This is a genomic window from Leifsonia sp. 563 (assembly GCF_040545055.1).
Lineage (GTDB): Bacteria > Actinomycetota > Actinomycetes > Actinomycetales > Microbacteriaceae > Leifsonia.
In genome coordinates this window covers 166,712-181,616 of record NZ_JBEPLE010000002.1, presented here as the reverse complement: position 1 = coordinate 181,616, position 14,905 = coordinate 166,712, and the positions used below count along the sequence as shown (strand labels likewise).

The 14,905-nt window shown below is 70.0% G+C and carries 16 protein-coding genes; 7 read left to right on the top strand and 9 right to left on the bottom strand.

Annotated elements, in window-relative coordinates; all coding sequences use genetic code 11:
- Positions 1-3: 3 nt before the first annotated feature.
- The 8 genes from ABIC47_RS07895 to ABIC47_RS07860 are packed head-to-tail and all read right to left on the bottom strand — an operon-like array spanning position 4 to position 8,523.
- Positions 4-888 carry an alpha/beta hydrolase gene (locus ABIC47_RS07895; RefSeq protein ID WP_354479118.1) on the bottom strand — a complete coding sequence of 295 codons (885 nt, stop codon included), beginning with the start codon at positions 886-888 and terminating at the stop codon, positions 4-6.
- A gap of 51 nt (positions 889-939) precedes the next feature.
- Positions 940-1,605 (bottom strand): TetR/AcrR family transcriptional regulator, encoded by a 666-nt coding sequence (locus ABIC47_RS07890; RefSeq protein ID WP_354479115.1) that lies wholly within the window; start codon positions 1,603-1,605, stop codon positions 940-942.
- 52 nt (positions 1,606-1,657) lie between these two features.
- Complete coding sequence (locus ABIC47_RS07885; RefSeq protein WP_354479112.1) at positions 1,658-2,623, bottom strand: sugar kinase; 966 nt, start codon at positions 2,621-2,623, stop codon at positions 1,658-1,660.
- On the bottom strand, positions 2,620-3,273 hold the full coding sequence (locus ABIC47_RS07880; protein ID WP_354479110.1) for a bifunctional 4-hydroxy-2-oxoglutarate aldolase/2-dehydro-3-deoxy-phosphogluconate aldolase: 654 nt from the start codon (positions 3,271-3,273) through the stop codon (positions 2,620-2,622). The genes ABIC47_RS07885 and ABIC47_RS07880 overlap by 4 nt, the downstream gene beginning before the upstream one ends.
- Positions 3,263-4,492: a D-mannonate dehydratase ManD gene (manD, locus tag ABIC47_RS07875; protein ID WP_018189787.1), complete on the bottom strand. Its 1,230-nt coding sequence runs from the start codon at positions 4,490-4,492 to the stop codon at positions 3,263-3,265. Before manD ends, ABIC47_RS07880 begins: the two co-directional genes overlap by 11 nt.
- Before the next feature lie 16 nt (positions 4,493-4,508).
- Positions 4,509-5,909 (bottom strand): MFS transporter, encoded by a 1,401-nt coding sequence (locus ABIC47_RS07870; RefSeq protein WP_018189786.1) that lies wholly within the window; start codon positions 5,907-5,909, stop codon positions 4,509-4,511.
- Between the two features lie 41 nt (positions 5,910-5,950).
- The gene (locus ABIC47_RS07865) at positions 5,951-7,000 is read right to left on the bottom strand and encodes an L-idonate 5-dehydrogenase (RefSeq protein ID WP_354479106.1); all 1,050 of its coding nucleotides are present in this window, start codon (positions 6,998-7,000) and stop codon (positions 5,951-5,953) included.
- On the bottom strand, positions 6,997-8,523 hold the full coding sequence (locus ABIC47_RS07860; protein ID WP_354479103.1) for a mannitol dehydrogenase family protein: 1,527 nt from the start codon (positions 8,521-8,523) through the stop codon (positions 6,997-6,999). Before ABIC47_RS07860 ends, ABIC47_RS07865 begins: the two co-directional genes overlap by 4 nt.
- A gap of 183 nt (positions 8,524-8,706) precedes the next feature.
- On the opposite strand from ABIC47_RS07860, the gene ABIC47_RS07855 reads away from it, so the two are divergent.
- The 4 genes from ABIC47_RS07855 to ABIC47_RS07840 are packed head-to-tail and all read left to right on the top strand — an operon-like array spanning position 8,707 to position 11,423.
- A complete protein-coding gene (locus tag ABIC47_RS07855) occupies positions 8,707-9,645 on the top strand; it encodes a LacI family DNA-binding transcriptional regulator (RefSeq protein ID WP_354479100.1) in 939 nt (312 codons plus the stop codon).
- A 37-nt stretch (positions 9,646-9,682) separates the two neighbouring features.
- On the top strand, positions 9,683-10,552 hold the full coding sequence (locus tag ABIC47_RS07850) for an MBL fold metallo-hydrolase (protein WP_354479097.1): 870 nt from the start codon (positions 9,683-9,685) through the stop codon (positions 10,550-10,552).
- On the top strand, positions 10,549-11,049 hold the full coding sequence (locus ABIC47_RS07845; RefSeq protein ID WP_354479094.1) for a MarR family winged helix-turn-helix transcriptional regulator: 501 nt from the start codon (positions 10,549-10,551) through the stop codon (positions 11,047-11,049). The genes ABIC47_RS07850 and ABIC47_RS07845 overlap by 4 nt, the downstream gene beginning before the upstream one ends.
- Entirely contained in the window at positions 11,046-11,423 is a 378-nt protein-coding gene (locus tag ABIC47_RS07840) for a carboxymuconolactone decarboxylase family protein (protein WP_020075627.1), read from the top strand. The genes ABIC47_RS07845 and ABIC47_RS07840 overlap by 4 nt, the downstream gene beginning before the upstream one ends.
- Here ABIC47_RS07840 and ABIC47_RS07835 read toward each other — a convergent pair.
- On the bottom strand, positions 11,420-12,019 hold the full coding sequence (locus ABIC47_RS07835; RefSeq protein ID WP_354479090.1) for a pentapeptide repeat-containing protein: 600 nt from the start codon (positions 12,017-12,019) through the stop codon (positions 11,420-11,422). The genes ABIC47_RS07840 and ABIC47_RS07835 overlap by 4 nt on opposite strands.
- Before the next feature lie 117 nt (positions 12,020-12,136).
- Here ABIC47_RS07835 and ABIC47_RS07830 point away from each other — a divergent pair, with 117 nt between their 5' ends.
- The 3 genes from ABIC47_RS07830 to ABIC47_RS07820 are packed head-to-tail and all read left to right on the top strand — an operon-like array spanning position 12,137 to position 14,679.
- Positions 12,137-13,033, top strand: a complete 897-nt coding sequence (locus ABIC47_RS07830) for a UbiA family prenyltransferase (protein WP_354479087.1) — start codon at positions 12,137-12,139, stop codon at positions 13,031-13,033.
- Between the two features lie 9 nt (positions 13,034-13,042).
- Complete coding sequence (locus tag ABIC47_RS07825; RefSeq protein WP_354479085.1) at positions 13,043-14,074, top strand: sensor histidine kinase; 1,032 nt, start codon at positions 13,043-13,045, stop codon at positions 14,072-14,074.
- Positions 14,071-14,679, top strand: coding sequence for a response regulator (locus ABIC47_RS07820; protein WP_354479082.1), 609 nt, complete (start codon positions 14,071-14,073; stop codon positions 14,677-14,679). Before ABIC47_RS07825 ends, ABIC47_RS07820 begins: the two co-directional genes overlap by 4 nt.
- Positions 14,680-14,905: the final 226 nt, after the last annotated feature.

Genomic DNA, 14,905 nt, shown 5'->3' with positions numbered 1-14,905 from the left:
GGTCTAGGAGCGGGCGCGCGCGGCGAGCGAGCGGATGAAGCCGGCCACGTCATCCGGCTTCTCCTCGGCCATGAAGTGGCCGGCGTCGATCGGCTCGTAGACCAGGTCGTCCGACCAGGCGCCCCAGATCGCGCGCGGGTCGAAGCCGAGCTGCGACCCCCAGTCCTGCGACAGGACGCCGACCGGCATGGCCAGCCCTCGGCCCGCGGCGCGATCGGCGCGATCCAGCTCCAGGTCGATCCCGGCACTCGCCCGGTAGTCGGCGACGATCGACGGCACCGCCGCCGCCGAGCTGTCGATGTAGTGCCTGCGCACGTCCGGCGTGAACGTGGTGCCGTCGGTGTCCCACGCGTCGAGGAACGAGGCGAAGAAGTCGTCGGCGACCGCGGAGATCATGCGCTCGGGCAGCCCCACCGGCTGGGCCATCAGGTAGAGGTGCCAGGCGATCTTCGCATCCACCCCGTGCAGCACGTCCCAGGTGTCGAGGGTGGGCAGCACGTCGAGGATGCCGAGGTACTGCACGCGCTCCGGGTGGTCGAGCGCGGCGCGGACCCCGACGAGCGCCCCGCGGTCATGGCCGATGAGCCCGAACCGGTCGTGTCCGAGAGCGGACGCGACCGCCACGACGTCGTCGCCCATCGTGCGCTTGGAGTAGGTGTCCGGTCCGTCCTCCGCCGGCTTGCCGCTCTCGCCGTAGCCGCGGAGGTCGGGGACGATCACGGTGTGGTCGTCGGCGAGCCGCCGGGCGACCTCGCGCCACATGTAGTGGGTCTGCGGAAAGCCGTGGAGCAGCACCACCGCCGGGCCGGTCCCGCCGACCGCGACGTGCAGCGGAATGCCGCCGCTGCCGGGGATGGTCTGGTAGCTGAAGCCGTCGATCGTGGCCATGGTGGATGTGCCTCCTGGGTCGTGGGGGTGGTCGGGTGGTGGAGTGGGCGGTCAGGCGTCGGCGGTCGCCGGGTGTCCGGAGAAGATGCCGGCGGGAAGGGGTCGGGTGCCGGATGCCGTCGCCCGGAGCGCGGGGATCAGGATGGTGTCGACCAGTGCCTCGAGGTAGTCGTCGGTGACGGCGAGGCCGTTGAGGCGGCGGAGCAGGAGCACGGAGCCGGTGACCTCTTCGAACGGGAAGGGGTCGACCCCCTCGGGCAGCTCGCCCCGGCGGACCGCCGCCGCGACGACGTCCACCGGAAGGCGCGCACCGGTCGGGCCGACCGTCTGCTCGATCGTCTCGCCGAGCTCCGGGTCCTCGAACCCGGCCTGCAGGAGCGCGAGCGCGGTCTGGCCGTCGGCCGAGCGGAGGGTCGTGAGCAGGCGCCGGCACAGCGCCAGCAGGTCGCCACGCAGAGACCCCGTGTCGATCGCGTCGGCGTCGTCCCGGCGGGCCGGGCCGACTTTCAGTGCGGCGACGACCATCTCGCGCTTGTTCGCCCAGCGGCGGTACAGCGTCGGCTTGGAGGCGCCGGCTCGGCGGGCGACCTCCTCGAACGAGACGCCGTCGTAGCCGCGCTCGGCGAGGAGCGCGTTGACGACGGCGAGGATGTGCGACTCGCGGCTGTCGTCGCGCGGGCGCCCCGCACGGCGTGGGTTGGTTTCGGAATACGACACGTACCGTATCGTAACGCGATCCGCCTCGATCGCCAAACGGCGGGGAGACGCGTCAGCGGAGCACGGGGTCGCCGACGCCTGCGGTGAACTGCCGGACCTCCCGAAGCGTGGGACTCGACTCCCAGTCGCCGGGCGTCATGCAGAGCATCGCTCCGCAGACGTTGGCGCGGTGCAAGCGCGCCCTGACGTCCGATCCATCCAGGACGCCGCTCAGGTACCCCGCGACGAAGGCGTCGCCGGCTCCGACCGTGTCGACGACATCGACGACGAACCCCGGGGCGTCGACCACCTGCGTCGGCAGGATGGTCGTCGCGCCGTCGGCGCCGCGCTTGAGCACGACCTCCGTGGGGCGATGCGCGAGAAGGCGCTCGCACGCGGCCGCGGCATCCGTGCCCGGGGAGAGCAGTTCGAACTCCTCCGCGCCGCCGAACACGATGTCGGCGCGTTCGGCCACCTCCCGGAGCCACGGCCCCGCGACGGCCGGAGCAGCGAGAGAGGATCGGTAGTTGATGTCGAAGGTCACCACGACGCCGGCCGCTCGGGCGCGGTCGATCGCGACCGAGAGGGTCTCGCGGGCCGATTCGGAGATGAGGGCCGTGATCCCCGTGAGATGGAGCAGGTCGGCCTGTTCGATCCAGCCGTCGGGCAGGTCGGAGGGCGACAGTCTCGATCCGGCCGAGCCGGATCGGTAGTACAGCGCGCGGGTCGAGGTCGGGTTGGGACGCTCCTTGAGCATGAGGCCCGTCGGGGCGCCCGCGTCCACGACGGCGCGCGCGTCGACCCCCTCCGCGCGGATCTCGCGCACGACGCGCTCCCCCAGCGAATCGTCACCGACCCGACCGAGCCATGTGACGTCGACGCCGAGCCTGCGCAGGGCGATCGCGACGTTGCTCTCGGCGCCGCCGACGCCGAGAGCGAGGTCGGACGCGTGCCGGAGGCTGCCGATGTCGCGGCTGCGCACGAGGGCCATCGTCTCGCCGAGCGTCGCGACCCGTCGACGGTCGGACACGGCCGTCATGCGCTGCCGCCGGCGGCGACAGCGACGAACGCGCGGGCCCGCTCACCGAGGGCGACCAGGTCGCCGCCCCGGAACGCGTCGCCCAGCAGCGGGCCGCCGACGCTCACGGCCGCGGCACCGGCCGCAAGCCACTGCGCGGCGCTCTCGAGGTCGATGCCTCCGGACGGCACCACCTCGATATCGGGGAACGGTCCCCGCAGATCCTTGACGTATCCCGCGCCGAGCCGTCCGGCAGGGAACACCTTGACGGCGGACGCACCGGCCGACCACGAGGCGAACAACTCGGTCGGCGTGAACCCGCCGGGAACGAGCGGCACGCCGGCCTCCGCAGCCGCGGCGAGGAGCGCGGGAACCGTGATCGGGGTGACGAGGTAGCGGGCGCCCGCATCCACCGCGCGCCGGAGCTGGTCGGTGTCCGTCACGGTCCCGATCCCGAGGTCGACGTCATCGCCGAAGCGCTCGATCAGCCCCGGGAGGTGCTCGATCGTCCCCGGTGTCGTGAGGGTCAGCTCGACACTGCGGATGCCGGCATCGATGAGCACCTCCAGCACGGGGTCGTAGTCCTCGGCGCTCCTGGCTCGCGCCACGACGATGAGCCGCGACTGCGCCGTCTTCTGCGGGAGCGGAAGCCGCGCGACGTCACCAGTCATGGACGGTCCCGTCCGTGAGCCGGTTCACGGGGAGGTAGGCCTTGGTGTACTCGAAGGCGGCCGCTGCGTCCTCGTCGAGCTCGACACCGAGCCCGGGCTCCTCCCCCGGGTGAAGGAAGCCGCGGTCGAACGTGAATGACGTCTGGAACACCTCCAGCGTCTGCTCGTTGTGCGGCATGTACTCCTGGATGCCGAAGTTGTGGATCGCGAGGTCCAGGTGGAGCGCTGCCGCCATCCCGACGGGCGAGATGTCGGTCGGACCGTGGATGCCGGACTTGATCCCGTAGATCGCGGCGAAGTCGAGCAGCTTCTTCATCGCGGTGATGCCGCCGGTGTGGGTGACGGCGGAGCGGACGTAGTCGATGAGGCGCTCGGTGATGAGCGTCTGGTAGTCGAAGACGGTGTTGAAGACCTCGCCGATCGCGAGCGGCGTCGTCGAGTGCTGGCGCACGAGGCGGAGCGCCGTCTGGTCCTCGCCCGGGGTGCAGTCCTCGAGCCAGAACAGGTCGTACGGCTCGATGTCCTTCGCGAAGCGCGCGGCCTCGATCGGCGTCATCCGATGGTGGCCGTCGTGGAGGATCCGCAGGTCGGTGCCGAAGTCCTCGCGGATCTTGGCGAAGATCCCCGGCATGTGGTTGAGGTAGTTGCGGGTGTCCCACGTCTCTTCGCTCGGGCGGCCGTTCTCGGCGCGCTTGGCCGGCTCGTAGTCGTAGCGCACGCCCGGTCCGGCCGCCGAGACGCCGTAGATCTGACCGAGCCCCGGCACACCGGTCTGCACGCGCACGGCGGTGAAACCGAGCTCCTGGTAGCCGGTGATCGCGTTCGCGAGCGCGTCGTAGTCGGTGCCGGAGGCGTGGGCGTAGACGCGGACACCCGACCGGCTTGCACCGCCGAGGAGCTGGTAGAGCGGCATCCCGGCCTTCTTGGCCTTGATGTCCCACAGGGCCATGTCGACCGCGGCGATGGCCGCCATCGTGACCGGTCCGCGCCGCCAGTAGGGGCCGCGGTAGAGGTACTGCCAGGTGTCCTCGATGCGGTCCTCGTCACGGCCGATGAGGGTCGAGGCGACGTGGTCCTCCAGGTAGGAGGCGACCGAGAGCTCGCGCCCGTTCAGTGTGGCGTCCCCCCAGCCGACGATGCCGTCCGAGGTCGTGATCTTGAGGGTGACGAAGTTGCGTCCGGGGCTGGTGATGATGGTATCGACGCGGTCGATGGTCATTGATCGTCCTTCCTTGTCACATCGCGGCGCGCGGGTCGGTGAGGTCGCGCCCCGTCCACTCGGGCGCAACGATCGCGGCGACCAGTGCGCACACGGTGTAGATGCCGAGCAGCACCATCACCGGGATGATGCTGCCGGTCGTCGCGGCGACCCAGGCCGCAGCGATGATCGGGCCGATGCCGGTGGCGATGATGGCGGCGATCTCGCGCACGATGGCCGTCAGCGTGTAGCGGTTCCGCGCTCCGAAGATCTCGGGGAGCGAGATGTTCTCCATGGACGCGAGGCCGAGGACCGAGACGTTGTGGATCACGGCGTAGCCGACGAAGATCCAGCCGACCTCCTTGGTGTTGATCGCGAGCATCGTCGGGATGATCAGCACGAGCGAGAGCGACGTCATGATGATGTACATCCGTCGGCGGCCGAACAGGTCGCCGAGCCAGCCGACCAGCGGGATGGTGCCGAAGCCGATGAGCGAGGAGACGATCACGATCTCGGGGCCGACGCCCTTCTGGACGGCGAGCGTGATCGTGATGAAGGAGATCATGTAGGTCTGGATCAGACCCGAGTTGCCGGCCTGGCCGAAGCGGAGGAAGAACGACACGAGCGTCGCCTTGACCGGCTTCTTCCGCAGGGCCTCGAGCGCGCGGAGGTCGTTGCTCTTGGTCGCCAGGTCGACCATCTCATCGCGCGAGAGCGCCTTGCCGTCGACGACGTCGGTGCGTTCCTCGAAGACGGGGCTCTCCTTGAGGCGGAAGCGCACCCAGACGGCGAACACCATCACGATGGAGCTCGCGATGAAGGGGATCCGCCAGCCCCAGGCGATGACGTCGTCCTCCATCATGACGGCGAGGAGGAGTGCCCAGATCGCGGAGGCGAAGAGCGTTCCGCAGTTCGTGCCGAGCGCGACGAGGGAGGCGATGATGCCGCGCCGACGCGCGGGAGCGTACTCGGCGAGCATGACGCCGGCACCCGAGATCTCCGCGCCGGCGCCGAAGCCCTGCGCGAGACGCAGCACGACGAGCATGATCGGCGCGAGGATGCCGGCCTGCGCGTACGTCGGAAGGAAGCCGATGAGCGTCGTCGCGAGGCCCATGAGCAGGATCGTGTAGAAGAGGACCTTGCGGCGGCCGACCTTGTCGCCCATACGGCCGAAGTACCAGGCGCCGAGCGGGCGGGCTATGTAGCCGACGCCGTAGGTCGCCATGGCGAGCACGACGGCCATGCCGGGCTCCTCCCCGGCGAAGAAGAGCTGGCTGAAGACGAGGGCGGCGGCCAGGGAGTAGAGCTGGAAGTCCATGAACTCCAGTGCCGTGCCCAGCCAGCCCGAGACCGCGGCCCGGACGAGGTCGCCGGTCGATCTCTCGACCGTCTGCGGGGGCGCGGAGGCGTCCACACCGGGGACGTTGGAAGTGCTCATCGTTACTCCTTCGTAAATGAGTGGGGGAGGGTGGTGGAGGGTCAGAGACGCAGAAGGACCTTGGCCGACGCGGACGAGTCGCGCGCGACCCGGAACGCGTCGACGGCGTCTGCGGCGTCGATGGTGTGCGAGATGACGGAGTCGAGGGCGTCCGACTCGGCGAGCATCGCGACGGCGTCGTCGATCTCGGTCGAGAAGCGGAATGCGCCACGGAGGGTCAGCTCCTTGGCGAGCATCGGCGCGAGGTTGACGCCGATCTCGGCGTCGGCGAGCATCCCGACCTGCACGACGGTTCCCGCCCGGCGCGCCGCGCGGACGGCCTGAGTGACGGAGACGGGGACTCCGGAGCATTCGAAGACGACGTCGTACGACTCGTCCGCGATGGAGTCGCGGCCGACGAGCACGGGCTCGCTCGCGCCCAGGGCCGCGGCGCGATCGAGGGGCTCGGCGCGCACGTCGCTCGCGCCGACGGTGGCGGCCCCCGCGTGCACGGCCGCCGCGACGACGAGCAGTCCGATGGGGCCTGCGCCGATGACGAGCACACGCTTTCGGCTGATGTCGCCCGCGAGGCTCACGGCGTGCAGGGCGACGGCGAGCGGCTCGGCGAGGGCCGCACGTTCCAGCGGAAGGCCCTCGGGGAGAACACGGATCATGTGCTCCTCGACGAGGAGATACTCCGCAGCGCCGCCCTGGCGATGCGGCATCGTCGCGGCGCTGCCGAAGTAGTCGCCGCCGGGGCGCAGGTGCGGCCTGTCCTCGAGGCCGGGCACATCTGCGCCGTAGCGGGCCGGGTGCACCGTCACGGGGGTCCCGGCGGCGAGGCGCCCCGACGGGTCGAGGTCGACGACGGCCGAGAGCTCATGGCCCGGCGTCAGCGGCTCCCGGATGGTGTACTCGCCGTTCGCGCCGTGGAAGTAGTAGTGCAGATCGGAGCCGCAGATACCGACGTACCGGACCCGGAGCCGCACCTCGCCCGACGCGGGCTGAGGCACCTCGCGGTCCTCCCAGCGGATGTCTTCCTTGCCGTGGATGGCGAGCGCCTTCATCGTCGCGCCTTCCTCGTGATCGTGGGTCGGGTTCACCGTGCTCATGCCGGGACCTCCGATGCTCGTGACCTGATGTCGGTCTCCGCCGCCGTGACGCTCTCCGTGATCGCCGCCGAGACGCCGTCGCGTTCGATCGTGTCGACCAGCTCGCCGACCCGCTCGATGAACGCCGGACGGTCGGCGAGGTCGGCGCCGAAGAGCCGGAGGTCCGTGATCGAGGCCGCGGCGAGATCGGCCCCGGTACGGGCCGATTCGGCGAGCGGGATCAGTCGCTCGCGGGCGGCATCCTTCATCGCGGCGGCGAAGGGGCCGGGATCGAATCCGGGCCGGGGCGCGATGCAGGAGAGGTAGGCGGCCACGGTGAGGGCGATCATGTGCGGCATCTCGCCGCGGTCGAGCAGCCGGAGCGCCGGCTCGGGGATGCGCTGACGCAGTTTGACCGAGCCGTCCGTGCCGACCTGGCTCGTCTTGTGCCCGAGTGCGGTGTTGCCCCAGCGGAGGAACAGCTGACGCTCGTACTCCGCGATGTCGACGCCCGACGGGACCTGGATCGACGGCGTGTACTCGTGGGCGAGCACCGCGCGCGCTGCACGCTCGATCGCCGACCGGCCCACGGCATCCGGGATCGTCTCGGCGTTCTGCAGCGCGCCCAGGTAGGCGATCAGCGAATGCGTTCCGTTGAGGAGCCGCACCTTCATGTCCTCGTAGCGGCCGACCTCCGTGCTGAAGACCGCTCCTCCGGCCTCCCAGGCGGGCCGTCCTGCGGCGAAGTCGTCCTCGATCGCCCACATCGTGAAGGGTTCGGCGGGGACGGGGATCTCGTCCCACGCGCCGAGGAGCGACGACACTTCGCTGCGGAGCGCGGGCGTCGTCGACGGGACGATGCGGTCGACCATGCTCGAGGGGAACGAGACCGAGGACTCGAGGAAGGCCAGCGCCTCGCCGCCCTCGGTGGCGGGCAGCGCGTCCAGGAACTCGCGGACGAGAGCCTTCGTGCGGGCGCCGTTGGCTGCGAGATTGTCGCAGCTGAGGATCGTCAGAGGGGCTCCGGATGCCGCGGCCCGCCGCTGGACGCCGCGCGCGAGCTGTCCGATGGTCGAGCGAGGGTGGCCTCCGCGCAGGTCGGAGACGATGGTCGGGTCTGCAGTGTCGAGGTGACCCGTCGCGGGCGAGGAGCTGTAGCCGTTCTCCGTGACCGTGAGCGTGACGATGCGGATGCCGGGGTCGGCGATGCTCTCGACGACGCGCTGGGGCTCGTCCGCCGCGACGAAGGCGTCGGTGTGCACGCCCGGGATGCTCAGCGACATTCCCTCGGGCGAGATCGTTGCGACCGAGGAGAGCAGGTCCTGTGCACGCATCGCGTCGACGACGGTCCGCGATCGCGAGGCGACGCCCACGATGCCCCAGTCGCCGCCGTCGGCCGCGATGGCCGCAGCCGTGTAGACCGCCTGGTGTGCGCGGTGGAAGCTGCCGAGGCCCAGGTGGAGGATTCCGGCACGGGCGGGAGTCTCGGGGAGCGGGACAGCACCGTGGTGCGAGCGCGACAGGCGCTGCGGAGTGCCGCTCACGAGTGCACCCCGGTTCGAGGTGCCCGTCGGCGGGTCCTGGGATCTTCGATGATCGGCATGGAAAAGAGTGTGAATGGTTTGTACAAAATTGTCAAGACGCATTCCATGTTGCAGGATGAGCCATGATGGAACAACTGTTCCCGCAACACCGGAGAGGCGGCAATGGGTGCGACGCTGACTGACGTGGCGCGACGCGCGGGCGTCTCGATCGCCACGGCATCCCGCGCCTTCGGAGAACCCGACCGCCTCGCGACCGCCACACGGGACCGAGTGCTTCAGGCCGCCAACGACCTCGGTTACGACAGCCCGCAGGTGGCGACCGCCACCCGTTCGTTCGGCGTCGTCGTGCCGGACGTCGCCAACCCCGTCTATGCGACTCTCCTCAAGGCCATCCACTCGCAGGCGTGGCACGGTCGTCACCGCACCGTGCTGTTCGACACCGACGAGGATCGCTGGCGGGAGCGCGAGCAGATCGAACAGGCGCGCAAGCTCGACGGCATGCTGCTGTGCTCACCCCGCCTGCCGGACGACGAGGTGCTCACGCTCGCCGGAGACACCCCCTTCGTCATCGTCAACCGCTTCATCGAGGGCGCCCCCTGCGTGCTCATGGACATGGAGAACGGGCCGCGGCAGGCGGTCGAGCATCTCGCCGCACTCGGCCACACGCACATCGCCTACGCGGCCGGGCCGACAGGATCCTGGGCCGACGGCCAGCGCGCCGCCACGATCACGAAGGCGTGCGAGCGATACGGCATCCGCCTCACGCACTTGAGCCACCAAGCGGCGTCGATCGAAGGTGGGCGGGCCGCGGCCGCGCCCGTGATCGCGAGCGGGGCGACGGCCGTCATCGCCTACAACGACCTCGTCGCGCTCGGCCTCGAAGCCGGAATGTCGGAGATGGGACGGTCCTGCCCGGCCGACATCAGCATCATCGGAATCGACGACATCGACATGGCCAGCGCCGTGAACCCCGGACTGACGACGGTCAAGATGCCGATCGAGCGATGCGGAGCGCTCGCCGTCGAGCTCCTGCTGCAGGTGATGGCCGGCGCGACGCTCACGGAAGCCGCAACACTCGGCTCGCAGCTCATCGTCCGGGGAACGACGGCGGCTCCAAAGTAGTTCATTTCAAGATAGTCCGAAATGGTACTATCTACTCATGACCAATCATCTCGCTGTCGCACCATGGTCGCTGGGCCTGCCGGACGCATCCCCGCCGGCGGGCATGTCGCTGTATCGGCTCCCGACCGGCTTCTACGAGACCCGGGCGGCTTTCGCCGTGAAAGGCGGGGCCTTCAGTGACAAGCGCCGCTTCGCGGCCTCAGCGGTGCTCATCACCCACCCCGCCGGGGACCTGTTGATCGACGCCGGTTTCGGGGCGGGCCTGGCCGACCATGTCGCCCTGCTCCCCCGCGTCGAACGCGCTCCGTATTCGCGCGAGAAGACGGTGAAGGAGCAGCTCGACGCCGCGGGCTACGACTGCGCGAACCTGCGCGGAGTGCTGGTCACCCACGTCCACTGGGACCACGTGAGCGGTCTCGACAGCCTGCACGTCCCCATCTGGATCAACGCGGATGAAATGCGATACGGCGCAGAAGACACGCACGGCGCCGTGTTCCGGACGGTGTCGGCCGGCCTGCCCGTCCACGAGTACGCCTTCGACGGGCCCGCCTACCTCGGCTTCCCAGCCAGCCATGACGTATACGGCGACGGCTCGGTGGTGATCGCTCAAGCGGGTGGGCACACCTTCGGCTCCGTCGTGGTCTTCGTGACCGTGCCCGACGGGGATCGCTACGCGTTCATCGGAGACATCGCCTGGCAGTCCGATGCGATCACCGACGGGCTCGAACGTCCGTGGCTGATGCGGAAGATGGCGGACACGGATGCGGCGAAAGTGCGGGAGAACCTGCAACGGGTGATCGCGCTCAGAGACCTCATGCGGATCGTGCCCGCCCACGACGGCGGCGCATATGAGAGCATCGCAGCACTGCCCGCCCGATTCCCGACCGTGGATGGGAGCCAACGATGACCGCGGAATCTCCAGCCCCTGCCGAGGCGTCCGCAGCCGGACCCGGACCAGAGTCCGAGATCACCTGGCTCCTGCACCGGGCGGCGCAGCGCATGCACGCGGTCACCGAACGGGAGGCCGTCGCGCACGGGCTCCAGCTGCGCGACTACATCATCCTGAGCGCCCTCGACAAGACGACGGGGCTGACCCAGATCGAGCTCGGCAGGGTGCTCGGGCTGGACAAGACCACCCTCACCAGCCAGCTCGACCGGCTGGAGCGGAACGGCCTCATCGAGCGACGCCCCGACCCGCGCGATCGGCGTGCCCGCATCCCGGTCATCACCGAGGAGGGCGAAGCCCTGCGGTCCGCGGCGGCGCGGTCGGCAGACGAAGCCGAACGCCACGCGTTGCGCGACTTCGACGACGACGACATCGTCCGACTTCGTCGCATCCTCTTCGCCATCGTCGGCGAAACCGACACCGACACCGACACCGACACCGATGGATCGCGGCCATGACCGAGAACGATCGGATCGCTGCCGGACGGGCGACCTACGCCCGTAACGTCGGCGTCGACGAGACGCAGGTCGAGGCGATCATGACCGAACGCGCCGGCGCCGCATACACGCGGGAGGCGTTCCTGGCCGCCGGCGGCCCCGGCTGGCAGGGCGATCAGCTCACCGATCGCGACCGGTCGATCGCGGTCATCGCCGCCCTCGTCGGCCAACACGTCGTCGACGACCGGCTGGCGACCTATCTCTCGGCCGCCCGCGCCAACGGGGTCACCGAAGACGGGCTGGCTTCGCTGATGATCCTGCTGACCGCCTACCTCGGTCAGCCGGCGACATCGGCCGCCATGGCCGCCGTGCGCCGGACTCGACCTCTGGCCTAACGAGGGGTCGGCACGACGACCATCCCCAGCGCCTCGGCCAGCACGACCGCCTGTCGCTCGTCGATGACCGTGCCGCGGACGACGACCTCCGACGGGTCGACGCCCGTCAGGTCACTTCCCGCGATGCTCGCCGCGGTGAGGTCTGCGCCGGTCAGCGTCGCGGCGCTGAGGTCGCATCCCTCGAACCGGGCCTCCTGACACCGCGCCTCGGAGAGGTCGGCCTCGCGCAGGCGGACTCCCTCGAACGACGCACCCCGCAGCTCCGCGCGCCGCAGACCGACGAACGACCAGTTGCCGCCCGTGACCTTCAGCAGGGAGAACTCGCATCCATGGAACGAGCTGCCGGTGACCTTACAGCGCCGGAAGCTCGCGTCGAAGAAGTTGCAGAACTCGAACCGGCAGTTCACGAACGCCGAGTCGTCGTGCTCGCTCACGTTGAAACGCACCTTGCGGAACACGCACTCGGTGAAGGTCGCGCCCCTGCTGCGCAGCTCGGTGAAGTCGACGTCGTCGAACACGACCCCGGTGTACTCGACCGAGTCGAGCTCGCGCCCGTACCAGTCCTCGCCCTTGATGGTCTCTCCGCCGTCCGTCACGAGGCGAGCCTAGCCCGGCGCGGAGCGGCGGGCGGCGGCCACCTGCCGCGCGGAATGTGACTTTCGTTGTAGTCGATCGGGCCCCCGAAATGGTGAGGACCACTCGACAATGAGCGGATGAGCACCGCGGCCCACCCGAACCGGGGCGCCTTCGCGTCGTGCGCGTCCAGGGTAGGTCTGGCCTTCCTCGAGGGCCGTCCGGTGGTGATGGGCGTCTTCGCGTTCCGCTTCCTCGTCGGCAGGCTGCTGGCCGCCGGCGAGGACGGGGCGTCGGCGTCGCTGTGGCTCGGCGCGTCCTCGTGGATGCTCGCGGTATGGGCCGTCTACCTGATCAACGGGATCAGCGACGTCGAGGGCGACCGACTCAACGGCTCACCCCGCCCCCTGGCGACCGGCAGGCTAGATCTCCCGTCGGCGTCCGTGATCGCGGCGACTCTGCTCGCGCTATCGCTCCTCATGGCCTCCCTGCTCCCCCGCCCGTTCCTGCTCGCCGTGGTGGGGTTCGTGGGCCTCGGACTCGTCTACTCGGTCGGGCCGTGGGCGGCCAAGAAGGCGGCGATCGCGGCGCTCACGATCGCAGCCGCGGGGGTGTTCCTGACGTATCTCGCTGCGGCGCTCGTCGTTGCCGAAACGGTGCCGACATCCGCGCTGGTCTTTGCAACGGTGGCGTCCTGCTGGATCGCGGTCGCCGGGCACACCAAGGACTTCGGAGACGTCGCGGGTGACGCGGCGGAAGGGCGCCGGACCCTTCCGGTGATGCTGGGAATCCAGCGCGCCCGCGTCGTGGTGGCGATCGGAACGGGTGTCGTGTCGGCCACGTCGATGGCCCTCGGTGCACTCGTCCACCAGCTGCGGGCCCTGATCGCCCTCGGCGTCGCCGGTCCCGTCGTGATCGCCTTCACCCTGCTGGTCGAGGGCGGAGACCGCCGACGCGACAAGCGGCCGTACCGCTCCTTCATGGCGGGTCAGTACGCTCTGAACGTCGCAGCGCTTCTAGGCGCGCTCGAGAGCTGAGGGTCGGACGTGGTGATCGGTAACGACGGAGTCGCATTGCGCGACCGCATCGTGGAGGCGCTGTTCGAGCGGCTCCGGGGCGCGGAGAGCACCCTGGTTGCAGACCCCGACGTGAGCGAGCAGCTCGTGGCGCAGGTCGACTGGATCCTCGACCGCACCTTCGACCGGCTCGGCCGCCCAGCCGGTGCGGGACGGCTCGCGACTCCGGCCCGGCACGGGTCCGGCGTGGGCGAGACGCGGGCGCGCCAGAACATCCACCCGGTCGACAGTCTCAGCGCGGCGACCGAGCTCTTCGATGTCGTGTTCTCGATCATCAGCGCCGATCAGGACTCAGCCGTCAGCCTCGCCGATCTGGCGCGGGCCCTGAACGCCTCCATCATGGATGCCGTCGTCCCGGCCTCGATCGGGTACGTCGATGTGCTGCTGGAACGCCTGGCCGTCGCCCACAGCGAGGAGCGCCTCAGCATCTCGCGCGAACTGCACGACCGCGTGGCGCACAGCATCGCCGCCGGTCTCCAGCGGTTCCAGCTCGGGGGCGTCGACGACGCGTCGGATCCCCGCCTTCTGGAAGGCTTGCAGCTGTTCGGCGCCGCACTCGACGAGACCCGCGCGATCGCCCTCGACCTCCGTCACGCCGTGGGCGACAAGCGGCTCGACGAGGCGCTGCGCGACTACGTCGGCGACCTCGACGACTCGGGCCCGCCGGTCGAGACCACGGTCGACGGGGAGCCGTACCGCCTCTCCACCGCAGTTCAGGAGGAGGCGTTCATCATCGTCCGCGAGGCGGTGCACAACGCGCGGCGCCACTCCGGCGCCGGGCTCATCCGTGTCCACTCGCGCTGGGACCGCCGCAGTCTCACCATCGTGGTGAGCGACAACGGGCACGGATTCGCCCACGAAGCGGTCCGGTCGGGCGCACTCGGCCTGATCGCGGCGCAGGAGCGTGCAGAACTGATCGGCGCCGAACTCCACATCGCTCCGGGTCTCGGCACCGGGACCGTGCTCACACTGACCATTCCGAGAGGGCGGGAAGCCGCATGAACGACGAAACGCGAACCGTGGTCCTGATCGACGACCACGGCATGTTCCGCCAGGGCATCCGGGCGCTCATCGAGGACCGGTTCAGGATCGTCGGGGAGGGCGGATCCAGCGAGGAGGCGTGGGCGCTCGTCACCGAGCATTCCCCCGACGTGCTGCTCCTCGACGTCGAGATCCCGGGGGTGCCGGCGGAGCAGACGATCGCGCGCATCCGGCGGCATCGCCCGGAGACAGCGGTCGTCATCCTCACGATGCACAGCGACGCCGTGCTCGAACGGCAGCTGTTGCGCGCCGGAGCGGCGGCCTTCGTCACCAAGACCGTGGGGAGCGAGCAGCTGATCGCGGTGATCGCGCGCGCGACCCCGCCCGTCGGAGAAGCGGCGGAGGCCGGCGCCGATGCGGAGGCGGCCGGCGCCATCCTCACGGTGCGTGAGCAGGAGGTGCTCCGCATGATCGCCCAGGCGTACTCGAACCGCGACATCGCGATGTCGCTGTCGATCGCCGAGGGCACGGTCAAGCGGCACACGACGAACATGTACGAGAAGCTGGGAGCCACGTCCCGGATCGACGCCGTCCGGAAGGCCGCGCGCCTGGGGCTGCTCGACTGACGCTGCTTGCTGAAGAGTTTGGGGCGGTGGCAGGCCCCCGCTCCCGCCACCACCAGCGCCGTTCCCCCGAAGGCGCACATTGAAAGTAATCGCTTCCCTCGCCCAACTGAATACACCTTTCGTCACATTCCCCCTCCGCCCCTTCCCACCCACCGTCGAGTCCGCAAACTTTGCACGCCGCCGCGGCGCTTCGTGTGCAAAGTTTGCGGACTCGACGGTGGGGCGG